At 37.4% G+C, this 24,092-nt stretch carries 22 protein-coding genes and 1 other RNA gene; 9 read left to right on the forward strand and 14 right to left on the reverse strand.

From position 1 onward, the window contains the following. Positions 1 to 164: 164 nt before the first annotated feature. Positions 165 to 2,774 (reverse strand): ATP-dependent chaperone ClpB, encoded by a 2,610-nt coding sequence (clpB, locus tag A9996_RS05790; RefSeq protein WP_066432135.1) that lies wholly within the window; start codon positions 2,772 to 2,774, stop codon positions 165 to 167. A 344-nt stretch (positions 2,775 to 3,118) separates the two neighbouring features. Between clpB and ytxJ the strand changes: the two genes are divergently transcribed. Then, complete coding sequence (ytxJ, locus tag A9996_RS05795; RefSeq protein ID WP_066432138.1) at positions 3,119 to 3,508, forward strand: bacillithiol system redox-active protein YtxJ; 390 nt, start codon at positions 3,119 to 3,121, stop codon at positions 3,506 to 3,508. Between the two features lie 151 nt (positions 3,509 to 3,659). Here the strand turns inward: ytxJ and A9996_RS05800 are convergent, their stop codons facing one another. Further along, entirely contained in the window at positions 3,660 to 4,835 is a 1,176-nt protein-coding gene (locus A9996_RS05800; RefSeq protein WP_066432144.1) for a hypothetical protein, read from the reverse strand. Positions 4,836 to 5,022: 187 nt separating this feature from the next. Continuing rightward, complete coding sequence (gene fahA / locus A9996_RS05805) at positions 5,023 to 6,318, reverse strand: fumarylacetoacetase (protein WP_066432147.1); 1,296 nt, start codon at positions 6,316 to 6,318, stop codon at positions 5,023 to 5,025. A gap of 235 nt (positions 6,319 to 6,553) precedes the next feature. Here fahA and A9996_RS05810 point away from each other — a divergent pair, with 235 nt between their 5' ends. Further along, positions 6,554 to 7,825, forward strand: a complete 1,272-nt coding sequence (locus A9996_RS05810) for a serine hydroxymethyltransferase (protein ID WP_066432148.1) — start codon at positions 6,554 to 6,556, stop codon at positions 7,823 to 7,825. A gap of 135 nt (positions 7,826 to 7,960) precedes the next feature. On the opposite strand, the gene A9996_RS05815 is transcribed toward A9996_RS05810, so the two are convergent. From A9996_RS05815 to A9996_RS05830, 4 genes are all read right to left on the reverse strand, one after another. After that, on the reverse strand, positions 7,961 to 9,523 hold the full coding sequence (locus tag A9996_RS05815; RefSeq protein ID WP_066432149.1) for a hypothetical protein: 1,563 nt from the start codon (positions 9,521 to 9,523) through the stop codon (positions 7,961 to 7,963). A 189-nt stretch (positions 9,524 to 9,712) separates the two neighbouring features. Beyond that, a complete protein-coding gene (locus tag A9996_RS05820; protein WP_066432150.1) occupies positions 9,713 to 10,423 on the reverse strand; it encodes a carboxypeptidase-like regulatory domain-containing protein in 711 nt (236 codons plus the stop codon). Positions 10,424 to 10,557: 134 nt separating this feature from the next. Beyond that, a complete protein-coding gene (locus A9996_RS05825) occupies positions 10,558 to 10,947 on the reverse strand; it encodes an acyl-CoA thioesterase (protein WP_066432152.1) in 390 nt (129 codons plus the stop codon). Positions 10,948 to 11,042: 95 nt separating this feature from the next. After that, a complete protein-coding gene (locus A9996_RS05830; protein ID WP_066432154.1) occupies positions 11,043 to 12,077 on the reverse strand; it encodes a glutaminyl-peptide cyclotransferase in 1,035 nt (344 codons plus the stop codon). Between the two features lie 88 nt (positions 12,078 to 12,165). On the opposite strand from A9996_RS05830, the gene ffs reads away from it, so the two are divergent. From ffs to fsa, 4 genes are all read left to right on the forward strand, one after another. Next, positions 12,166 to 12,264, forward strand: an RNA gene (ffs, locus tag A9996_RS05835) — signal recognition particle sRNA small type. A gap of 108 nt (positions 12,265 to 12,372) precedes the next feature. Beyond that, positions 12,373 to 13,176 (forward strand): SDR family oxidoreductase, encoded by an 804-nt coding sequence (locus tag A9996_RS05840; protein ID WP_066432156.1) that lies wholly within the window; start codon positions 12,373 to 12,375, stop codon positions 13,174 to 13,176. Beyond that, complete coding sequence (locus A9996_RS05845) at positions 13,173 to 13,580, forward strand: putative Ig domain-containing protein (protein WP_066432161.1); 408 nt, start codon at positions 13,173 to 13,175, stop codon at positions 13,578 to 13,580. Before A9996_RS05840 ends, A9996_RS05845 begins: the two co-directional genes overlap by 4 nt. A 119-nt stretch (positions 13,581 to 13,699) precedes the next feature. Next, positions 13,700 to 14,353: a fructose-6-phosphate aldolase gene (fsa, locus tag A9996_RS05850; protein ID WP_066432163.1), complete on the forward strand. Its 654-nt coding sequence runs from the start codon at positions 13,700 to 13,702 to the stop codon at positions 14,351 to 14,353. 53 nt (positions 14,354 to 14,406) lie between these two features. Here the strand turns inward: fsa and A9996_RS05855 are convergent, their stop codons facing one another. Continuing rightward, positions 14,407 to 15,834 (reverse strand): TlpA family protein disulfide reductase, encoded by a 1,428-nt coding sequence (locus A9996_RS05855; RefSeq protein ID WP_066432216.1) that lies wholly within the window; start codon positions 15,832 to 15,834, stop codon positions 14,407 to 14,409. Between the two features lie 239 nt (positions 15,835 to 16,073). Here A9996_RS05855 and A9996_RS05860 point away from each other — a divergent pair, with 239 nt between their 5' ends. Continuing rightward, entirely contained in the window at positions 16,074 to 17,699 is a 1,626-nt protein-coding gene (locus tag A9996_RS05860) for an ABC-F family ATP-binding cassette domain-containing protein (protein WP_066432165.1), read from the forward strand. Positions 17,700 to 17,747: 48 nt separating this feature from the next. Here the strand turns inward: A9996_RS05860 and A9996_RS05865 are convergent, their stop codons facing one another. Beyond that, positions 17,748 to 17,987, reverse strand: coding sequence for a putative signal transducing protein (locus A9996_RS05865; RefSeq protein WP_245905292.1), 240 nt, complete (start codon positions 17,985 to 17,987; stop codon positions 17,748 to 17,750). Positions 17,988 to 18,178: 191 nt separating this feature from the next. Between A9996_RS05865 and A9996_RS05870 the strand changes: the two genes are divergently transcribed. Next, the gene (locus A9996_RS05870; protein ID WP_066432168.1) at positions 18,179 to 18,763 is read left to right on the forward strand and encodes a fasciclin domain-containing protein; all 585 of its coding nucleotides are present in this window, start codon (positions 18,179 to 18,181) and stop codon (positions 18,761 to 18,763) included. A 204-nt stretch (positions 18,764 to 18,967) separates the two neighbouring features. Beyond that, positions 18,968 to 21,223 carry a catalase/peroxidase HPI gene (gene katG, locus A9996_RS05875; protein ID WP_066432170.1) on the forward strand — a complete coding sequence of 752 codons (2,256 nt, stop codon included), beginning with the start codon at positions 18,968 to 18,970 and terminating at the stop codon, positions 21,221 to 21,223. A 162-nt stretch (positions 21,224 to 21,385) separates the two neighbouring features. Here katG and A9996_RS05880 read toward each other — a convergent pair whose 3' ends face one another. The 5 genes from A9996_RS05880 to A9996_RS05900 form a co-directional block, all read right to left on the reverse strand. Beyond that, positions 21,386 to 22,075, reverse strand: coding sequence for a T9SS type A sorting domain-containing protein (locus A9996_RS05880; RefSeq protein ID WP_066432171.1), 690 nt, complete (start codon positions 22,073 to 22,075; stop codon positions 21,386 to 21,388). 37 nt (positions 22,076 to 22,112) lie between these two features. Further along, positions 22,113 to 22,697: a phage tail protein gene (locus A9996_RS05885; protein ID WP_245905291.1), complete on the reverse strand. Its 585-nt coding sequence runs from the start codon at positions 22,695 to 22,697 to the stop codon at positions 22,113 to 22,115. 104 nt (positions 22,698 to 22,801) lie between these two features. Further along, a complete protein-coding gene (locus tag A9996_RS05890) occupies positions 22,802 to 23,059 on the reverse strand; it encodes a DUF6952 family protein (RefSeq protein WP_066432174.1) in 258 nt (85 codons plus the stop codon). After that, positions 23,040 to 23,354 (reverse strand): thioredoxin family protein, encoded by a 315-nt coding sequence (locus tag A9996_RS05895; protein ID WP_066432176.1) that lies wholly within the window; start codon positions 23,352 to 23,354, stop codon positions 23,040 to 23,042. Before A9996_RS05895 ends, A9996_RS05890 begins: the two co-directional genes overlap by 20 nt. Positions 23,355 to 23,447: 93 nt before the next feature. Beyond that, on the reverse strand, positions 23,448 to 24,092 hold the full coding sequence (locus A9996_RS05900) for a peroxiredoxin (protein WP_066432177.1): 645 nt from the start codon (positions 24,090 to 24,092) through the stop codon (positions 23,448 to 23,450).

Raw genomic sequence — 24,092 nt, forward strand, 5'->3', positions numbered from 1 at the left:
TGACTTTTATATTACAAAATATAAACGATATCTCTTGATTTAATTTAAAAAAACAGCACTCCTCTTTTTCAAGACTTGTGCTGTTCCTAATTAACAAACCAACTATTATGAAAAATCCTCTCGGACTTTTTAAACGACGGCATTGAGAATGCCAACGTTTGCTGTTATTGGGCTTCGTCCACTAAGTTTCCTTGGTTTCTAAAGACCAATTTATCGTTGAAGGAATCCAACAAAATAATACTATCTGTTTTGATGTTGCCGGATAGCAGCTCCTTACTTAATTCATTCAATACTTCTTTTTGGATCACGCGCTTTACAGGTCTTGCGCCATATTCAGGATTGTATCCTTTTTCCGCTAAATAAGCCGTAGCTTCATTGGTAGCGTCAAAGGTGATGCCTTGTTTTGACAACATTCTTGTCAGACCTTTTAATTGTAAGCCTACAATTTCTACAATATTATCTTTTGATAAAGGTGTAAACATGATGATGTCGTCAATTCTGTTTAAGAACTCCGGACGAACACTTTGTTTCAATAACCCTAAAACCTCCACTTTTGCAGATTCCATGGCAGAATCAATATCTTTTGTGGCCTCAAAACGCTGTTGTATAATATCACTTCCCATGTTTGAAGTCATGATGATGATCGTATTTTTGAAATCGGCAACACGACCTTTATTATCTGTTAAGCGGCCTTCATCAAGAACTTGTAATAAGATGTTGAAGGTATCAGGATGTGCTTTTTCTATTTCGTCAAGTAGCACTACGGAATATGGTTTTCTTCTAACGGCTTCAGTTAACTGTCCACCTTCATCATAACCTACATAACCCGGAGGCGCACCAACCAAACGGCTCACGCTGTGGCGCTCCTGATATTCACTCATGTCAATACGAGTCATGGCATTTTCATCATCAAATAGATATTCTGCCAATGCTTTTGCCAGCTCTGTCTTACCAACGCCTGTGGTGCCTAAAAACAAGAAGGTGCCAATAGGTTTTTGTGCATTTTGTAATCCCGCCCGACTTCTTCTTACCGCATCACTGACTGCGATAATAGCTTCATCCTGTCCAACCACACGTTTGTGCAATTGATCTTCCAGTTTCAGTAGTTTTTCACGGTCGCTTTGTAGCATCTTGGTAACAGGAATTCCTGTCCATTTTGCCACAACTTCTGCAATGTCCTCATAGGTGACTTCCTCTTTGATCAAGGAGCTTCCAGATTGGTTTGCCTGTAACTCTTTCTGAAGTTTCTCAAGTTGCTCTTGGGCTTCCTTGATTTTTCCATAACGAATCTCAGCTACTTTGCCATAGTCGCCATCACGCTCTGCGCGCTCTGCTTCCAACTTAAAATCTTCAATGCTGGATTTTGCGTTTTGGATATTGTCCACAACCTCTTTTTCGCTTTTCCACTTGGCATTAATTTCGTTGCGTTCTTCTTTGATATTGGCAAGCTCAGAACGGAGTGTTTTCAATTTAGATTCATCCTTTTCACGTTTAATAGCTTCAATTTCAATTTCCAACTGCATGACCTTTCTGTCCAAAACATCAAGTTCTTCAGGTTTTGAATTGATTTCCATTCGCAATTTAGAAGCGGCTTCATCCATAAGATCAATCGCTTTATCTGGTAAAAATCTATTGGTTATATAGCGTTCCGACAATTCAACCGCGCCAATAATGGCTTCATCTTTAATACGTACTTTATGATGGGTTTCATACTTTTCCTTGATTCCACGAAGGATGGAGATTGCACTTTCAGTATCAGGCTCGTTCACCATTACTTTTTGGAAACGACGCTCTAATGCTTTATCCTTTTCAAAATATTTTTGGTACTCATCAAGTGTTGTTGCTCCAATAGCACGCAATTGGCCTCTTGCTAAAGCTGGTTTTAAAATGTTGGCCGCATCCATAGCGCCTTGTCCACCACCGGCGCCTACAAGGGTGTGAATTTCGTCAATAAATAAAACAATATCGCCTTCGCTGGAAGTGACTTCTTTTATAACGGCTTTCAGGCGTTCTTCAAATTCTCCTTTATATTTGGCACCAGCAATTAATGCGCCCATATCCAAAGCAAAAACTTGTTTGTTCTTTAAGTTTTCAGGAACGTCACCATCCACAATGCGGTGCGCCAACCCTTCAGCAATGGCGGTTTTACCTGTGCCAGGCTCCCCAACAAGAATGGGATTATTTTTGGTACGACGTGTAAGGATTTGAAGGATTCTTCTAATCTCTTCATCACGACCAATAACAGGATCCAATTTGCCATCCTTCGCCATTTGGTTGAGGTTTTTTGCGTACTTATTTAGGGCATTGTAGGTTTCTTCCTGACTTTGGGAGGTCACGCTTTCTCCTTTGCGCAATTCGTCAATGCCGGCGGTCAATGCTTTTTCAGTTACGCCCTGATCTTTCAGCATTTGCGCAATCTTACTGTCTGATTTAAAAACAGCCAGGATCAGATGTTCAATGGATACGTAATCGTCCTTCATCTTTTTAGCTATGATGGACGCTTCATTAAGCGTTTTGTTGGCTTCACGTGAGAGCATGATATCGCCCCCGGTAACCTTGGAATAGCTTTCCAATTGTTTGTCCAACGTCTGTTTTAATAAGTTTTCGTTGACGTTCAGTTTTTTAAGAAGAAACGGCAATACATTCTCGTCAACTTCAGAAATAGCTTTAAAAATATGCTCATTTTCTATTTGTTGATGCCCATGACTCTGCGCTAGCTGTTGTGCTTGCTGGATAGCCTCTTGTGATTTTATAGTATAATTGTTAAGATTCATAATATTGTCCCTAGAAACGGGTAGCTGTTTTATAGGTTAGTAACTTTTATTGTGGCTTTCTTATCTGTATTTGATAGAAGTTTTTTTAAATTCGTGGTTATTACTATATATAAGTCAATTACCTTACCAATAGCAAACGGACGACAAAAGGTCATCTAATCTCAGTAATAGCGTGACGTTCCGTCAGTTTGTAAGCTTTTAAATAGGTTGCGACTTATATTCTAAAGATAGTTAAAAACGAACTGTCCTTCCGTTAACGCAAGTTTAAAAACAAAGGTTATAACTTAAAAATTTCGCGCCAATCTGATCATGGACAGGTTCGGACAGATAAAAAATAGAAGACAATGGGATTATTTGATAAATTATTTAGTGGTTCAAACGAACCGAAACAAGAAGACGCCACACCTTGGATTGATTTGAATACTTTAGAACAATTGGAAATGATAAAGGAGCGTTCCAAAACAAAAACACAATTCGTTTTTAAGCACTCTACACGCTGCGGTATTAGCAGAATGGTCATTAGTCAATTTAAAAGAGATTATCAGCTTTCAGAAACTGAGGCTGATCTTTATTATTTGGATTTGTTGAATTACAGAGAAATTTCTTCTGCGATTGCTGAAACATTTAAGGTGATGCATGAATCGCCACAACTACTCATTATTAAGAATGGAGTAGTGGTAGCCAATAAAAGCCATGGCGGAATTAATGAGTTGGACTTGCAGAAGTTTGTTTGATGCAATTGTGATGATTGATAGTAGTGACTTAGAGACAGGACCTCAGGAATGATTATCTCATATAGGCTTTTAACATCATAAATTTTTAAAGAACATTGTATAAGAATACAAAAACTCCCAAATCAAATTTTGGGAGTTTCTCATTTTAGGCTCAAATTTTATAAGTACTGATAATCTGTTTTAGTTTCAGTTTTAGGTCTTCACCGGTATCATAAACCATATCGGCATCAGAAGGGAAGCGGAGACGCTTGTTTTGTAGTAAATCAAGATCGTTCTGGTTCAGCGCACGTTTGTCGCCCTTTACAATAGCATAGAAGTTTTCGAAAACGAATTCACTTGAAATTGGAAACACATCCAAAGTTTGGTTGTTTCTCAAGTCCAAATAGACGATATCTGCAATCACTTGGGTCGACTTCAATTGGTGATATTCAAAATATCTGGCTCTCGCCTGAACTATCTTGTCAATTTTGATGTCATTGCCCAGGCTGTCTTTGGCCACATTGCCAGCACGATCCAACTTGTAGTTCCAGCCGTCAACAAATTCCTTTTCTCTCAGTACTTCTTTTTCGTGAAGCTTTTCTGGAGACACATTGATGCGTTTTAGTTGTAGAACCATGGCATAATCGTAGTCAAGATCCTGTGCAGGATTAGCGTGATAAACCGTCCAAAATTGGTTCAAACCGTAAGTGTCAAAATTTAAGAGGTCATCTTCCAGTCGCTTTGGTATTATTTGGTCGGTTTGATTCTCAATGGTTACAATAATGTAGTCAGTTCCACGCTTGTGTGACGCTTCCATTAAATTGCGAGTGTCTTTATACTTAGGGTTGATGTGATCAATATATTGAAAGGTGCTGTACGCTTCCTTAAGATCGTCCTTAATGTCAGAATCTAGGAGGGCCAGTCCATTCTTGTACATATGCTCAGAAACTGCAAGGCGTGAATCAACAATAGCATTGCTGTAATCAGTAAAGCTAAATTGTATGTTTTTACCATTAACCTTTAATGGCAATACCGGTTTTATGGCTTCCTGACGTGCATCCAAATTCAGATAAAGGTCATAAATAGCTTTGTAATGTTCTGGATTGCCATCTTTTTTAAGGTGATTGATATTTTTTAGATCGCGTTCAGCAGCTTTTTCATAGGCAGTTTTAAGTAGTACTACAAAATCTTGCTTACGGTCTTTATCCTTGTTGTTTTCAAGTTTTCGTAACGCCTCCCCAATGGCTTGGTTATAATTTCCAGAATGAAGGGCCTGCGCAATTTGTTTTTTACCGCTACAAGAAACGAGCAGTGTTACAAGTAGTGTAAAGAGTAGAAATTTTTTCATAATTCTGGATTTAGTGGGGGTTTATTGATGGTGAAAACCAAAAGATGTGCCAAACGTGAAAAGTTAGGAAGCTTGACGCTTGAAGCCTGAAGTGTGGAGAGCGAAGAACAATTTAGTTAAAACAGAAAAAAGCACGAAAATAAGTTGCTACCAATCTTCGTGCTTCCAGCTTCTAACTTCTTTCTAATTACTTCTTCTTTTTCTTCTGATTATAAATGGGCAACAACTGTGTGGAGACTTCACCAAAACCAATTCTGGTGCCATCTTTTTCACAATGTCCCCTCATTATAACCGTGTCATAGTCATTGATAAATTTACGTTCTGAACCATCTTTCATTTTCAACGGTTTCTCGCCGCGCCAGGTCAATTCCAACATAGAACCAAAGGATTCTTCTGCAGGACCAGAAATGGTACCGCTACCCATCATATCACCTGAATTCACAGGACATCCATTCACGGTGTGGTGGGCCAATTGCTGTGACATATTCCAATACATATATTTGAAATTGGACTTGCTCACAATAGTTTCCTTCGCATTTTTTGGACGGATTGCGACCTCTAAATTGATATCATAACCTTTTTTTCCTTTAGATTGTAGATAAGGCAAAAGAGGTTTGATAGGCTTCGGACTCTCTACTTTGAAAGGCTCAATGGCATCAAGGGTTACAATCCAAGGCGACATGGAAGAGGCGAAATTTTTAGCCAAGAACGGTCCTAAAGGTACATATTCCCATTTTTGAATATCGCGTGCTGACCAATCGTTAAAAAGAACCAGTCCGAAGATATATTCTTCCGCTTCATTAACAGGAATTGGTTCACCCAAATCGTTGGCATCTGTGGTAATGAACGCCATCTCCAATTCGAAATCGACCAAATTGGAAGGCCCAAAAACAGGTTCTTTCGCACCATCGGGCATTGTTTGTCCCTGAGGCCTGTGTACAGGAATTCCCGAAGGAATAATTGAAGAACTACGGCCATGATATCCTACAGGAATGTGCAACCAGTTTGGCATGAGCGCATTTTCAGGATCTCTGAACATCGTCCCTACGTTTTTGGCATGTTCTATGCTCGAGTAAAAATCAGTGTAATCACCAATTTGAACAGGCAATTGCATTTCAATTTCATCCAATCTAAAACAAACGATTTCCTTTTGTTTGATATTATTTTTTAATGTGGTGTTGTTGCTGTCAAAAACTTCAGCGATTCTATCCCTAACGGCACGCCATGTTTTACGGCCATCGGCAATAAAATCATTTAAGGTGTCTTGAAGAAAAATATCGTCAGTAAGTGGGATACCCTCAAAATAACCAAGCTGATGTAAAGCACCAAGATCAATGGCGGTGTCACCAATACGTGTACCAATGGTAATGATGTCATCTCGAGTTAAAAAAACACCAAATGGGATGTTTTGTATAGGGAAATCTGAATTCTTTCCAACGTGAAGCCAAGATGTTCTATCGGGATTATTTGCTGATAAAGGCATAATGTTGCTGTTATTTAGTATTTATTAAATGAATTCAAACGTACATTATTTTTTTTAAATTTAAAAACTAAAAAAAGACTTAAAATTGCGTTGTTTTTGATCAAATTTCAATTCGATTATTTTCAGATAGAAAAAATCGTATTTTGTCTTAATTAAGTATTGTATTTAGTACTTTTGGAAAAAATAAAAGCATTTGTAAAATTACTTTTCAAGACGACTAAATAAACACACAATTATGCAACGCGACCAACAGATATTTGAGCTTATCGAGGCAGAAAAAGAAAGACAATTACACGGTTTAGAACTTATTGCTTCAGAAAATTTCGTCAGCGATCAGGTGATGGAAGCCGCAGGATCAGTTTTGACCAATAAATACGCCGAAGGGTATCCTGGAAAGCGTTATTATGGCGGTTGTGAAATTGTAGATGAGGTGGAGCAAATTGCTATTGACCGCGCCAAAACGTTATTTGGTGCCGCGTATGCCAACGTGCAACCACACTCGGGAAGTCAAGCAAACACTGCGGTGTACTCTATGTGCTTAAAACCTGGTGATAAAATTCTTGGATTTGATTTGTCCCACGGTGGGCATTTAACCCATGGGTCTCCCGTGAATTTTTCAGGTAAACTCTATAACCCTTCGTTCTATGGTGTTGATAAGGCCACAGGATTGATTGATTATGATCAATTGGAAGCGACTGCTAAAAAGGAAAAGCCTAAAATGATTATTGCCGGAGCATCTGCATATTCTCGTGATATGGATTTTAAAGTGTTCAGACAAATTGCGGATCAGGTAGGAGCTGTGTTGTTGGCAGACATTTCCCATCCTGCAGGTATGATTGCCAAGGGTATTTTGAATGATCCAATGCCGCATTGTCATGTGGTGACCACCACTACCCATAAAACCTTAAGAGGTCCTAGAGGTGGAATGATTATGATGGGAGAGGATTTTGAAAACCCATTCGGGATGAAAACTCCAAAAGGCGATTTGAGAATGATGTCTTCCGTTTTGGATTCTGGTGTTTTTCCTGGAAATCAAGGTGGACCTTTGGAGCACATTATTGCTGCAAAAGCGATTGCGTTTGGCGAGGCGTTGACCGATGAGTTTATGCATTATATGTTACAGGTTAAGAAAAATGCCGCTGCTATGGCAAAAGCATTTGTTGACAGAGACTATCACATCATCTCTGGCGGAACAGATAACCATATGATGTTGATCGATTTGAGAAACAAGAATATTACCGGGAAAGATGCGGAACAAGCTTTGGTAAAAGCAGATATTACGGTCAATAAAAATATGGTTCCTTTCGATGACAAATCCCCATTTGTGACTTCCGGAATCAGAATAGGAACGCCTGCAATTACAACTAGAGGATTGAAAGAAGCAGATATGGATACTATTGTTGGGTTGATTGATGAGGTGATCAAAAATCACGATAATAAAACCAAGCTCGATGCTGTTGGTGAAAAAGTGAATGCGATGATGAAAGGGATGCCTTTGTTTGCTTAGTTAGTAGCGTACGTCTTTCTAGAAAAAGAATAATAGTAGATCAAACCTTTCAGGTTTTAAAAACCTGAAAGGTTTTTTTATGTCCGGTTGTTCTAGCCATTTTAGAAGTCAATAAGAACCTTCGCAATTAGGTAATCATTCCTCAAAAACTACATGTTGGTATGCCCCCAAATCTGGAGAAGCGTTTCGAGATACTTTCAAAATATCAAACGGTACTTGATTTGAAAATACATTATTTCCAATCACATTTATAGCTGCAGATGCTTCTCCAATAATCAATTTGTTCTTTGAAGGGTCCTTAAAATTAGGATCTTCATTGAATACAATATTCTCATATAAAGCAGGATTGCTAAAATCATAATTGGGATCAGATCCAAACCTGTTGTTTGAATCTTGAAACCTGATCAAACTATTGGTGAATTTAAAGTTGAAATCGGCAGCTTCTTCCTGTTCTAAAAGAAACTCTGGATTGTCATTTCCATAAATGATGCAGTTGTTAAAGTTGGCTGCAGTTAGCGGATTGGTCACTACGGTTTCGTCTTCTAATATTAAGAAGTTGTTGAGGTAGAGCGCAGGAAACTGTCTAAAACTACTGGACCAGTAATTGGCAATCGTGCAATGGGTAAGATTGTATGCACCGCCATAAGTGCCTGCAAAAGATGATTGCCCAGCATTGTTAATCACTAGGTTTTCAGCAGTAATAGAAGTGGCACGCCCTAGAATTCCGAAATTACTTGAGTTATAAATTTTAGTATTGGTAATGGTGAGTTTTGGAATAACGGTATTCGGATTGTTCTCTGCTAAAATACCAATAGTAGCATTTTTGATGGTTGCAAAATTGATATCATTCTGTTTACTGCCCTGAAACAACCAAATCGTTCCCCATTGTCCCGGAATGTTTTCAAACAAGGGCTCCAGACGATCACTTTCAAAAATTACTTCATTTGCCAGAGACGTCTGGTCAGGACTAAATTGTCCGTTCACCTTTAAGGACGCATTTTTGGTAACCACTAAGCCTGAATTTGCATGAAAATGGACGCGGGCACCAGCATTAATAGTCAAGGTTTTATTTTCTCCAACGGCAGCATAGCCATAAATAACATACGGTTTCTCATTTGTAAAAGTGAGTTCATCATCTCTTAAAAACCGTCCCTGAATGCCTGTTTGGTCATCAGTACCATCGCCGTCTACATCAAAACTTAAGGTTTCCACGACACCCTCTGCATCTTTATTAGGATATATAAAAACAGCATCCTTCACCAAGGTGACGACCTCTACTTTTTGAAAATTGGATCCGCTGTCAAATTCTATGGCATCTGTATACAGAAATTGATTGTCTGCGGTGATCACGCTTTGGATGTCAATGGTGGTTTCTATAAAAATGTACACACTGTCTCTTGCCAAAATCTCCACATTTTGAAACTCCTTACCTGCAATACCATCCACATTGAGGCGGTAATTGGACGCTTGTCCTTGACTTAAACGCAATGTCGGAATGGAAATATCAGTATTACTGCGGTTATAAACTTTCAAATTATAGGTGCTGGAGCCAATATTTGTAAAAACCGTATCTAAGTATACGGTATCTTTTGAAAACTTCAAAGCGCCTTGGCTAGGTTGAAACTCGAAGTCTTTTCGGCACGAACTCCACAAAAGTAAAATGGAAATGGTAAAGATGAAGTATAGGCTTCTTTTCATTGTGTATTTCAATAGATATGAATTTCAAAAATATAACTTTTGAATTTATGAAGTTGTATGAAGCAGTTAATTAATTTATCGGTTCCCATGTTGATAAAAATGGTCAGTGGAATTTACGATGTACCACTATCTTCTTGTTCCATAAAATCGGTAGTTTCTAAACATTTTTAGACTTGAAAAGGCTATCTTCTACTGCTTTTGACTTTCAATTAAAATATCTCGAAAATCCTTGCTGTACTCCAAAAATTTATCAATGAGGTAGATTTTGTTGTCAGGACGTAAAAGCCGGGAAGATATTTCTTTCGTTTCACAATAGGCAAAAAAGAGATGCTTATAATCTTTGGTAATGTTCAAATCTAAAACCAAAAACGTGTCGGTGAAGAACTTGTCTTTTTTGAAGAGCGTATCGAGATCTTCTGAGGTAATATCAAATGCGACTGCCTCTGATTCTTTTGGGGTTTTACGTTTGAAAAGTTTTTTAATGCGCCTTCCAATTTCTAATATATCTATTGGTCCGCTGTTGGCATTGGGTCTTCTATATAAATGGGGGTTTTTCTCAACATCAGTTTTAAACTGCTGCTTTATTGTCTTTGTCGTTTCCTTCTCATCCATTTCTTTTGATGCGATGCGGGCTTGGAGATCAACTTCATCCAATTCATTCAATATTTTTTTGAGCTCAAACACTTGTGTTCCGTCTAAGTGTGATTCATTGACCACCAATTGTTTGGTGTGATGAAACAACGAGCTAAAAATGAGCGTATCATTAATTTTGGCATAGATGTCAAAGTTGCCATTGGCGTCAGTAGAGGTGATGCTCTTTGAGGTGACGTTCATGATTTTAGCTCCAGTGATCGGTGCTTCATCGTCATAGAGTGTACCAGAAATATTTTGTGAAAGCACAATTGTGGAACACAGGCAAAAGAGAAAGGTAATTTTAGTCACTAAGCGGTCGGATTGGTTGTCTTCAAATTAAACGAATTAAAGCCTTTAAAAATGTTTTGTTAAGAGACTTTAACAGCGCTTTTAATCAATATTTAACTAAAAAGGGTTCTGATTTCTTCGGTAATTCTAGAAGGTTTCATGGTTTTTTGAGAAATGAGGCACCAAGTTGTTTCTGAGGATGTTAAAAGTTTGTCGGTATTTTTATCATAAATCTCAACCATCCTAATACAAGTGACACCACCTGATTTTTTGATATAAGTTTTGAGTTTGAGCACATCACCTAAGATAGCGGGATTTTTATAGTCGATGTGGTGTTTGAGAAGGACCCAAAAGTAATCGTCAATAATTTCTTTGGTGGCTTTTGCATGCCAATGATGTTCTGCAATATCTTGCACCCATTGCACATAGCGGACATTATTGACATGATTGAGATTGTCTAAATCATCTTGGGCTACAATGATGTGTTCTTCGAAGGTTTTCATTTGATATGGATTAATCAATAAAAGTAAAGTTTATTCTTTCTTTCTAAAAACATTTATGGAATTTTAAAGAACTTTTACCTTTGAAGATTAAAAAACTATTTAACAAATACCTCTACCTCAAACATTTTATCCCAATCCTTTCCGGTCACAAAAATAGTCTTGGTATCTGGGTTGTAGGCAATACCGTTCAAGACGTCCAATTCTGGATGTTGTTTGACCAATTTTTGAAGTGGCGAAAAATCAATGACACCTTCCACAGCACCATTTTCAGGATTGATGATCAGTACCCCATTGCGTTGATAGATGTTGGCGTAGATTTTTCCGTTTATAAATTCCAATTCGTTCAAACCATCAATTTTCCCTGTGTTTGTGTAAATTTGGATATGGTCTTCTTCGGCAAGTGTTTCTGAGTTCAGTTTCCAAATGTTGTTGGTCCCGTCCGTTTTATAGATCACTTTTCCGTCGTTACCCAATCCCCAGCCTTCTTTGCTTTTCCCATAATTAAAGCTCCCGGTTTTTTCCAAAGTCTCCGTATCATAAATAAACCCGATATTTTCTTTCCAAGTGAGTTGATAGATCTTATCGTTCATAATAGTAAGTCCTTCACCAAAAAACTGAGTACCTAAATTCACATTTTTAAGAACTTCACCTGTTTTATAATCTATTTTTCTAAGTTTAGATTCGCCGTATTGTCCAGTGCTTTCATATAAAATACCGTTATAAAACTCTAATCCTTGAGTGTAGGACGTGATGTCATGTGGGTATTCATTCACTATTTTATAGCTGTAAATTTTAGGGGCAGCATTGTTCAAAATGGTCAATGTTGTTGATGCTTCCTCAGTTGTTTCGTCATAGGCAACAATTGCTGTAATGGTGTGCTTTCCGAGGGGCATGTCCTTCGTATTGAAATTCTCGTCAATTGGTTTTGCATCCAATTTATAACTTATGCTCTTGATGGTTTTGTTTTTTGGGTTTTGTACGGACAGTTTTATGGTTTCTCCCAGTGCGATAGTGTTGTTTTTAGCATCGGTTCCAATAGAAAAGATATTTTTTTTACCGTTCGGATTATCACCACACGTCCATAATGTAAGGCTTAAAGCGGTGATTATAAAAAGTTTAATTGCTGACATAGGTATTCTAAATTTTAAGGCAAGGTATTTAAATAAATTCAGTTTAGAAAATCATTGCAAAAGTAGTAAAAGATTGTATCTTTGCAGCTGGCAAGTCCTACACAACCAGCTCCTGCTGAATCCTCCAGGGCGGGAACGCAGCAAAGGTAAGTGGTCGTAGCGGTGTGATGTAGGTAGCTTGCCTTTTTTTATGCGCTATACTGAAATCCTTCTCACAGGAAACTTCTTTTAAATATCTTCTTCCTATTTTAGCTTTCAGAAAAGAATCATTTTTCATATTAATTAGTAATTCAGCATGTCTAAAGTTGTATTGATCACAGGCGGTTCTTCAGGAATTGGTAAATCTATTGGCGAATTTTTGACCCATAAGGGATTTGTCGTTTATGGTACCAGCCGAAATCCTGAGCGCTATCCCGAAACCAAGTTCAATCTGGTTAAATTAGATGTGTCTGATACAACAACCATAAAGGAAGCCATTGCAACAGTCATCGCGCAAAGCGGACGCCTAGATGTACTCATCAACAATGCAGGTGCAGGCATCACAGGGCCAATTGAAGAAATTCCTGATGCTGAAATACAGCGCAATTTTGAGACGAATTTTTTTGGTCCTATTCGCGTCATAAAAGCGGTATTGCCACAAATGCGAGTGCAAAACTCTGGACTCATTATCAATGTCACTTCAATTGCCGGTTACATGGGTTTGCCTTATAGAGGTGTTTACAGTGCAAGTAAAGGCGCTTTGGAATTGATTACTGAGGCATTTAGAATGGAAATCAAAGATTTTAACATTCATATGACCAATGTTGCTCCGGGAGATTTCGCTACTAATATTGCAGCAGGACGTTACCATGCTCCAGTTTTGGAACATTCCCCTTACAAAAAACCTTATGGAGATACGCTGAGCCTGATGGATGCACACGTAAGCGGAGGCAAGGATCCGCAGCTTATGGCGCAAGCTATCTACAAGGTTATTTCTACTGAAAAACCAAACATTCATTATAAAGTAGGGGAGTTTATGCAGAAATTCTCCATCGTTTTAAAACGCATTCTACCCGATAAGGTCTATGAGAATATGCTCATGAAGCACTACAAGTTATGAAAAATTTGTTATTTGTTTTAGCATTTGTATTATGCCTTAGTTGTGAAAATATCTTAGAGTGTATCATTAATAGAAGTCCTGAAATACCTGATACAGCTTTCGTTGTAGGTAACGTAGACAGCTACTATTACCAAGAGCTAACCTCAGAAATAAAAAATGAACCTCGTGACGAAGCTTATGGCTATAGTTACAGAATTTCTGGCAATTTACCGGATGGATTGGAAATGTATGCCAATAATAGAACGCTTTCAATTGAAGGAACGCCAAAAACTTCGGGGACTTTTACCTTCACGATTCATCTTTATGTGGATCCACCGGAATACTATGATGAAGATTCAGGCGAATACGAAGATGCTTTGTGCTCAAGATCTACTTCTAAAAAGTTTAGCATTATAATCAATTGACTATTGTTGATATATTCTGAAAAATTAGTCAATTAAAAGATTCTTAAAGTCGTAAATTTGCGCCAAAATAAAACACAACAGGATTCTCTTTTACAAGGGAAAGTTAAAACAAGATTTTTATGAAATTTTTTATCGATACCGCTAATTTAGAGCAAATTAAGGAAGCCCAAGACATGGGTATTTTAGATGGTGTAACCACCAATCCGTCATTGATGGCCAAAGAAGGCATTACAGGAACGGACAATATCATGAAACATTATGTCAACATTTGCAATTTGGTAGATGGTGATGTGAGTGCTGAGGTTATTGCTACAGATTTTGATGGCATGGTGAGAGAAGGGGAGGCTTTGGCTGAACTGCACGATCAAATTGTGGTCAAATTACCCATGATTAAAGATGGTGTGAAGGCTTGTAAGTATTTTAGCGATAAAGGCATCAAAACCAACATGACTTTGGTGTTTTCAGCAGGTCAGGCTTTATTGGCGGCAAAAGCAGGCGCTACCTATGTGTCTCCTTTTATTGGTCGTTTGGATGATATTTCTACAGATGGTCTTAACCTTATTGCTGAAATTAGAATGATTTATGATAATTACGGATTTGAAACTGAAATTTTAGCGGCTTCAGTGCGCCACACCATGCATGTTATAGATTGTGCAAAATTGGGCGCTGATGTGATGACTGGTCCTTTGAGCTCTATTACCGGCTTATTGAACCATCCACTTACTGATATTGGTCTAGAGAAATTCTTGGCAGATTATAAAAAAGGAAACTAAAATTCCTTAAGAGATAGAGATATAAAAAAGGCTCCTCATGTGGGAGCCTTTTTCTATTGATTTAGTTCTTTTAACTTGTCTTCAAACTTAGTGTGGAACATATTGTAGTAAGAGTCCACAATGCGCATGTCTTTATCCACAACAATCATTTTATAGACCGTATTGAGCACCAAGGTCTGTTTGGCGGTTATTGGATCTTTAAATTGATATTCGCTATCAGTAGGAAACTTAAATTCGTCTAAAGTCTTCTTCCAGTATTTCTTATCGTTATCATTAATGTTGATGGCAATAAATTGGATGGTTGGATACTTTTTCTTTAATTCTCCTATTTTGTAATGACTGTTTTTATAATGAATTTTTAAGTTGGAGGACCAAAAGTAAATGACTGTTGGCTGGGTAATTAACTCACTCAACGCTCGGGTTTCGTTATTGTAATTGACCAAATCCACCTCAGGCATGATTTTGCCTGGCTTTAATTTTTTGATTGAACTCGCTAATCTTTCAATGTAAACTTTGTCTTCAGGATTCGTGCTTTTTTGAAGATAGGAAGCAATAATTTCATTGACTGCAGTAGAATCTTCGCACATTGATATAAAATCGCGAGCTGTATTTTTTAGCAGTTTATTTTTTATGGTATCGTTTGAAATACGATCGTCCATTAACTTGAGCTTCTCTAAATTGTAAACGATAGAATTTTTATTGAATACAGAATCCTCGGGTGCATTGGCGTAAAATTCCTTTAATGCCATATTGTTGAAATGTGAATACAAAAATCTGTTGTAGATAAAGAAATCACTTAATATTCCAATATTGTAATCAATTTCATTCCGGAAGTCATAGAATTGCGGAGGTAAATTTTTATAATCCTTTAAATTCTTGTAGCCATAATACGCAAAAGGATACATTTCTTTAGTGCTGTAATAACTGTAATTGATACTGGTTTCTGCAATTTTATCAAAAAGTTTGGACAATTGCTTTTTATCAGAAAAAACAGAAAGTTCATCCAAGCGTTCTGTGCGGGAAGAATCAATATGCTGCTCAAATTTTTCTGGCTCCATTTGGGAGATGTTGATGAAATTGCTCTGATCAGCCTCATTTTCGAGGAAAATTTTAATCAGAAAATTATTCTTTTTTGCACCAGTACCAGTAAATACCAAAGATTCATCAAAATCATTAGTGTTCAGTCTTAGCATCACACTGTCTTGTGGTTCCAATAGCACCATTTGATACTGTCCACCATGAATAAACGTATAGAGTCCTGATTTTAAAGGGTCTAACTTGGTAAAAAACCGATTGTTGTTGTTTAAGAAGAGTGTATCCGAATTTTCTGATTGGGAATTGGGAGAGAACAACAGCACATAATCATTGGTAGGATTGATGATCTCCCCTCCAAAGTATGCAAGCCTATCAGCATCATTAGCATTTTTTTTGCAACTTAATAGCGTTGACAAAATCATAAATGACATAATGAAAGTTCTCATAAAGTAGAATATTACTGATTCGGGGTGTGTTGCTAACAAAAATAAAACTTGTTTATCCATGATGTTGTTAATGCGCTGTTAAATGTTTTACAAAGCGTTGTAGTAAACCTGCTAAGCTTTGATAAATACTCATATAGTGCGAGTTTCAACTGCCTTTTCAAGCAGATTAAATATAGGTCGGTAAGTTTCATAAAATGATAGTATTTTTTTACTTTTGCAGCCAATTCAAAACGTATAAAATGTTATCAGTTTCTAATCTTTCAGTCCAGTTTGGCAAACGGATCCTTTTTGATGAGGTCAGCACGACTTTCAATCAAGGTAATTGCTACGGTATTATTGGCGCCAATGGTGCAGGGAAGTCGACTTTTTTGAAAATATTAGCTGGAAAGATGGACCCAACCTCTGGGCATGTCCATTTAGAACCAGGCAAACGTATGTCGGTTTTAGAGCAGGAACACAATATGTATGATGAGCATACTGTTTTGGAGACAATCATCATGGGGAATAAACCCTTATTCAATTTGAAGTCTCAGTTAGATGCGCTCTATGCAGATTATTCAGATGAAAATGCGGATAAAATTGGAGAGTTGCAGGTACAATTTGAAGAGATGAACGGGTGGAATGCTGACAGTAACGCTGCAGCAATGCTATCAAATTTGGGTATCAAGGAAGAATACCACTATACCTTGATGAAAGATCTGGATGGAAAACAAAAGGTGCGTGTGCTTTTGGCTCAAGCTTTATTTGGAAATCCTGATGTGCTCATTATGGATGAGCCTACCAATGACTTGGATTATGAAACGATTTCTTGGTTGGAAAACTTTTTGGCCAATTATGAAAATTGCGTAATTGTAGTGTCTCACGACAGGCACTTTTTAGATTCTGTTTGTACCCATATTTCTGATATTGATTTTGGAAAGATCAACCATTATTCTGGGAACTATACATTTTGGTATGAGTCCTCTCAATTGGCTGCAAGACAACGTTCTCAGCAAAACAAAAAAGCCGAAGAGAAAAAGAAGGAACTGGAAGAATTTATTCGTCGTTTTTCTGCCAACGTTGCGAAGTCTAAACAAGCTACGAGCAGAAAAAAGATGATTGAGAAATTGAACATTTCTGATATTAAACCATCTAGCCGTCGCTATCCAGCTATCATATTTGAACGAGATAGAGAGGCTGGTGACCAGATATTGAATATTACCGGACTTTCAGCCTCTTTGGAGAGTGAGATCCTTTTTCAAAATGTGGATATCAATTTAGCAAAAGGTGATAAGGTAGTAGTCTATTCGAAGGATTCTAGAGCTACAACTGCTTTTTATCAAATTCTTAATGGCAATGAAAAAGCAGATAAAGGTGAGTACAACTGGGGGATAACTACGGCACAATCTTATTTGCCATTGGATAACAGTGAGTTTTTTGAAAACAAATTAACGCTTGTAGACTGGTTACGCCAATGGACATCAACAGAGGAGGAGCGTGAAGAAGTCCATATTCGAGGCTTTTTGGGCAAAATGATCTTTAGTGGGGAAGAAGCGTTAAAAACTTCAAATGTATTGTCAGGAGGAGAGAAAGTACGTTGTATGCTCAGTAGGATGATGATGATGAGAGCCAACGTATTGATGCTTGATGAACCAACAAATCACTTGGATCTCGAAAGTATTACGGCGTTCAATAACTCCTTATCCAATTTTAAAGGGACGGTACTGTTTACAACTCATGATCATGAGTTTGCACAAACCGTTGCTAACCGTGTTATCGAGCTAACACCTAGCGGAGCGATTGATCGTTACATGACCTTTGATGAGTATATGGACGATAAGAAAATTAAGGAAATGAGAGATAAAATGTATGGGGTTACAGCATAACCTCTTTTCATATAAAACAAATCACCCTGAATTAATTTCAGGGTTTTTTTATGCTTGTAATTCAGATTTTATAGTTTCTACAATGGGAATGGCCTGTTTCAATTCTTCCTTAGAAACATAAATTTCTTGAAAACCTATAATGGAAGATGCGAAACCTGCCAATCTTCCTGATTCAGATTCATCTTTCACGATGGCATTGATCCCAACCCTTTCCAACCGATCCAAAACCATTTGGGCGAATATGAAGTTACCAGAAAAAACTTTTATATAATCGTCATCTAACATCATATGAAATTTATCAATTGAACATTCTAAAAAGGAAAATACAAAAATATACCATATATCTTGTTGAAATATCTTCAATTTGATACCGCTATTAAATAGAAGGCGTATTAAATATAAAAAAAGTAAAATAAAAAAAACCACTACGTCATTAATGACGTAAATGTCCCCAAATAATAATTTAAAAATTTACAATTATGAAAATGACACAATTATTTAGTATGGCCCTTTTAGTAGGTTCAATTTTTATGGGACAATCAGTTTCTGCGCAAGAAAAAATGATGAAGCAAGAAACCAAAATGGTAGGAGGTGCCGAGATGTATCCTACTAAGAACATTGTAGAAAACGCGGTAAACTCAAAAGACCATACCACTTTGGTTGCTGCAGTTAAAGCCGCAGATTTAGTTGATGTGTTGTCTAGCGAAGGACCATTTACAGTGTTTGCACCTACCAATGCGGCTTTTGATAAATTGCCAAAAGGAACGGTTGAAACTTTAGTTAAGCCAGAGAATAAAGAACAATTACAATCAATTTTAACTTACCACGTTGTTGCGGGTAAAATCCTTGCTCAGGATATTGTAAAATTAATTAAGGACAGTAAAGGAAAAGCGTTAATAAAAACTGTTAGTGGAGGAAATCTTACTGCCTGGAGAAAAGGAAAAGATGTGTATGTTACTGATGAAAATGGCAACTCAGCTAAAGTGACCATTGCTGATGTTAATCAATCTAACGGGGTAATTCATGTTATTGACGCAGTACTTTTACCAGGTATGTCGAAATAAATCGTTCTCAAGTTAGAAAAAGAAACCCCATCAGCATAAAAATTGTTGATGGGGTTTTTGCATGCGATTTATATTAAAATCAATAGTTTAATAAATTCGCTCAATTAATGCATAATTTATAAGAATATATATTTAATGCTATTTATTGAGTAATTTGTAAATTAGTTTTTTGAGAATTTAATAAAAATCAAATAACTTTTAATTATGGAAAATAACACACATTCTAGTGGAGCTGGAGATGGAAATGTTTGGGAAGTTAATGAATCTAGTGCTAAATGTCCGTTCTTAAACGGAGAAATGAACCACGCTGCTGGTGGAGGGACTACTCCAAGAGAATGGTGGCCCAACCTGCTCAAGTTGAATATTCTGAGGCAACATTCTTCGTTATCTGATCCAATGGACAAAGGTTTCAACTACGCAGAAGAATTTAAAAAATTAGATTTACCAGCGGTCAAAAATGATCTTTACGAATTAATGACCACTAGTCAAGATTGGTGGCCAGCAGATTATGGACATTATGGACCGTTCTTTATCAGAATGGCGTGGCATGCAGCGGGCACATACCGTATTCAAGATGGTAGAGGGGGTGCGGGATCTGGAAATCAGCGTTTTGCTCCACTCAACAGTTGGCCCGATAATGCCAACCTAGATAAGGCACGTTTGCTCTTATGGCCAATTAAAAAGAAATACGGAAAACAATTATCTTGGGCTGATTTATTGGTCTTGGCAGGAAATTGCGCACATGAATCCATGGGATTAAAAATGTTCGGTTATGCTGGTGGAAGAGAAGATATTTGGGAACCAGAACAAGATGTATATTGGGGTTCTGAGTCCGAATGGTTAGGTAATAAAGAACGTTATGCTGAAAATGGAGAACTTGAAAATCCATTGGCTGCCTCCCATATGGGGTTAATTTACGTGAATCCAGAAGGTCCAAACGGAAAACCTGATCCAATCGGCTCTGCACATGATATTCGAGTAACCTTTGGGCGTATGGCTATGGATGACTATGAGACCGTTGCACTAATTGCAGGCGGACACACGTTCGGAAAAACCCATGGTGCAGCTGATCCCAATCAATATGTGGGAAAAGAGCCAGCATCAGGATCAATAGTAGAGCAAGGTTTGGGTTGGAAAAATTCTTTTGGCACAGGTCATTCAGCAGATACAATTACCAGTGGATTGGAAGGCGCGTGGACAGATCAACCAACCCGTTGGACGCATAAATACTTTGAAAACTTATTTGGTTTTGAATGGGAGTTAACAAAAAGTCCAGCAGGTGCGCACCAATGGAAACCGAAAAATAATGAGGGCGCAGAAACCGTGCCTGATGCGCATGACCCGAGCATTAAACATGCACCTTTTATGCTGACTACGGATCTCTCTTTGAGAATGGATCCTGCTTATGAGAAAATATCAAGACACTTTTTGGAAAACCCTGAAGAGTTTGCTGATGCGTATTCACGTGCTTGGTTTAAACTGACGCATCGTGATATGGGGCCAATAGAACGCTATTTAGGACCTGAAGTGCCTCAAGAAGAATTAATTTGGCAAGACCCCATCCCAAAAGTGGATTATGAAATTATAAACGACCAAGACCTCAAAATATTAAAATCAAAAATCTTGGATTCGGGCCTTACTATCTCCCAATTGGTGTCTACTGCATGGGCTTCGGCTTCTACTTACAGAGATTCTGATAAACGAGGCGGGGCAAATGGCGCTCGTATTCGTTTGGCACCTCAGAACTCTTGGCAGGTTAACAATCCGAAACAGTTGAACACTGTTTTGAATACACTTGACCGTATTCAAAAGGAATTTAATGACGACCAATCTGGCAACAAAAAAGTGTCATTGGCCGATTTGATTGTTTTGGCTGGCTGTGCAGCAATTGAAAAAGCTGCCAACAATGCAGGACATGAGATAAACGTACCTTTTTCACCAGGACGTGCAGATGCGAGTAAAGAACAAACAGATGCAGAGGCGTTTGATGCGCTTGAGCCTAGAGCTGACGGTTTCCGCAATTATGTTTATGACGACCACAATGCCACTGCCGAAGAACTTTTGGTGGATAAAGCCCAATTAATGAAACTTACAGTGCCAGAAATGACCGTTTTAATTGGAGGCATGAGAGTCATGAACACTAATTTTGACAATTCTAATCATGGGGTTTTAACCAATAACCCTGAAACATTGACCAATGACTTCTTTGTGAATCTATTGGATATGGAAACGACTTGGAGAGCCACGTCAGATGCAGAAAGGATATTTGTGGGAAGCAATCGTAAATCAGGAGATATAAAGTGGACAGGGACTCGAGTAGACTTAGTTTTTGGTTCTAATTCTGAATTGAGATCTTATGCTGAAGTTTATGCATCAGAGGATTCTAAAGAAAAGTTTGTAAAGGATTTTGTTGCCGCTTGGAACAAAGTGATGAATTTGGATCGATTTGATTTAAAATAAATCGAAAAATAAAGGAAAAAAAGAAGGAATCTCAAAACCAAAACAAGTCCTTGAGAATTGGTATTTGAGATATGTTCTCCCGCAGTAGTCCAAATGTAAAACAGAAAAAGAGGCTATTTCATGAGTTATGAGATAGCCTCTTTTTAAATATTATAACATGACTTACTGCTTAATTAATTTTTTAATAAATGTGCTTTCGTCTCCAAATAATTTCACGAAATACAAGCCATCTGTCAAATAGGAAATGTTGATAGCATTCTTTACGCTTGATTCTTTCAATATCAGCTTACCGCTTATATCATAAATTTCAAGTCTCAAGATCTTGTTTTCAGAATCAGACAATGATACGTAATCATGTGCCGGATTTGGTGATAATTGAATGTTTGCACTTAAATTATTATCAGCAAATGATAACGTGGTGTCTTGAACATCTCCAATAAGTACGGCATTGGATGCCGTTAAGTTACCTTCGCAACCACCATCAGTAATATTTACTTCTTCAACCCAAGTTCCTAATGTCAAACTAGGAGGGTTGGGCGTTGATGGATTGGTGTTTGTAAATATTAAATACGGGTCGATAAAGTCACCATTGCCACTATCAGCTGTAAATTCCCACTGATTATTACTTTCGCTCCAGTAAATTCGGAATTCGCATGTTCCCAATCCCCCACAGCTTTGATCACCATTGATAGGCGTGGTTTCAAAGATGTTTCTTCCTGTTGCGTCCGAACCTATATTGGTAAAGGTGAAATTTTGATTTTCAAACCATGGATGACATCCATTAAAAGTTATTTGAGAATAGCCGAGATAAGAAAGCAACAAAAATGTCAGTACTACGTATTTTTTTTTCATTTGGTTAAGTTTTAATATGGGTACTTTGGGGTTTTAATTATTGTCTAGATGGATATATGCCTTGTATTGCAATGATATATGTAACAGTTTGAAAAGGTTGCATATTATTTATGGGTTCATTGCTGCCCGTGCTCCCTATCATTCCAGCATTCATGGCTGTTGCTGTGCCATTTGAGGCGTACTCTTTATCTAGCAACTTAGTATTTGCAGGATAATTATTTGTAGGAGAATCACTATTTCCTTCTTCAACAACGCCATTAACTTGATGATTGTGAGAGGGTAAATTAGCCACCGTTAGATTAGTGGTTGCACTTCCTCCTTTTTCACCTATTTCGTAAGCAGGTAAACCTGGACCTGTACCATTATGCATTGGTACGCGACCTCTCAGGTCTGGTAGAGCAAAAGTTGTATGGCCATCACCGCCATATATCGTGCCCAGTATCGAAAATAGAGCTGAGTTTTGTGAGATTTGTAATAATTGTCCATCACATTTTGCCCAGCCTACTGGTGCATAAGTCCCTCCGAACATTCTTATTTCTCCGATGAAAGCTTCTTGTGCGTTAGCTGTAGAACAAAGGCTCAAGCAAAAAAATAAAGATAAAATTGTAAATGTTTTTTTCATTATAAGTAGGTTTTTAGATTATAGGGGATGAATATAGATATAAATTTCAAAGTTTAAAACAAAAAAAAAGTGCCGAAGCACTTTTCTGTTTTAAAACTATATTGTTATTTATCTATTGACCCCAGTACACGGGACATAAAAGTATTTAGTGCCTCTTTTTTGGGAGTACCGTCTTTAACCATTTTATGAACTTCTAATGCACCATACATGTTGGAGATTAATTCTCCAATAACATCTAGTTCTTCATCCTTCAAAGAAGGGACTTCAGTCAGATTTTCCAATGTAACAATGGTTTCAACTACAAAATCTTCATCATTCTCCTCAATAAATTGAGTGAGGTGTTTAATTACTGGTAACTTCATTTACTAAATCTTTTAAAACTTCAAATTTGTTGGTCTGTACTTGATTTACAAAAGCTCCATTTTTAAAAATCGCAAAAGTAGGTAAGTTATCTACGGTGGCTAATTTTCTTGATTCTGGAAATTTTTCAGCATCGGCCATGACAAAAGTCATGTTTTCATTTTCTGTTGCTAATTTTTTAAATTTTGGTTTCATAATTCTACAATTACCACACCAACTAGCAGAATATTGGACAACTACAGTATCAGTGTCTGATATCAATTGTCCTAAATTGTCTTGTTCTAATTCCTTTACCATAATTCTAATTGTCTAATTTATAAAATCCAAATTCCAAATTAGTTTTATGGACTACTTCGGAATTTGGTGTTTAAAATATGTTTTTCTAAACTCTTAGTTTAAGTGTGCTTTCAAATACTCAGCAGTACCCTTAGCATTAGCTTGCATTGCATCTTGGCCTTCTTCCCAGTTTGCAGGACAAACTTCTCCTTTTTCTTGAACATGTGTGTAAGCATCAATTAAACGAAGATACTCCTTAACGTTTCTACCTAATGGCATATGGTTGATACCTTCATGAACCACTGTTCCTTCTTCATCAATGATATAGGTAGCTCTATAAGTTACGTTATCACCGTCAACAGTTACAATACCAGTTTCTTCATTATAGGTTTCGTTTGTAATATCCAAAATGCCTAATGTTGAGGCCAAGTTTCTGTTAGAATCGGCCAATATTGGGTAGGTTACACCTTGAATTCCACCGTTATCTTTTTCAGTATTTAACCATGCAAAATGAACTTCTGCAGTGTCGCAAGACGCGCCAATAACGATCGTGTTACGTTTTTCGAATTCTGGTAAAGCTTGTTGAAAGGCGTGCAACTCTGTTGGACATACAAAAGTGAAATCTTTTGGGTACCAAAACAGAACTACTTTTTTGTTGTTTTTTGTTGCTTCTTCAAGAACGTTAAGGCTAAAAGTGTCGCCCATTTCATTCATTGCGTTAACGTTTAAGTTTGGAAATTTTTTTCCTACAAATGCCAT

It is taken from the genome of Gelidibacter algens (assembly GCF_001678675.1).
Classification (GTDB): Bacteria; Bacteroidota; Bacteroidia; order Flavobacteriales; family Flavobacteriaceae; genus Gelidibacter; species Gelidibacter algens.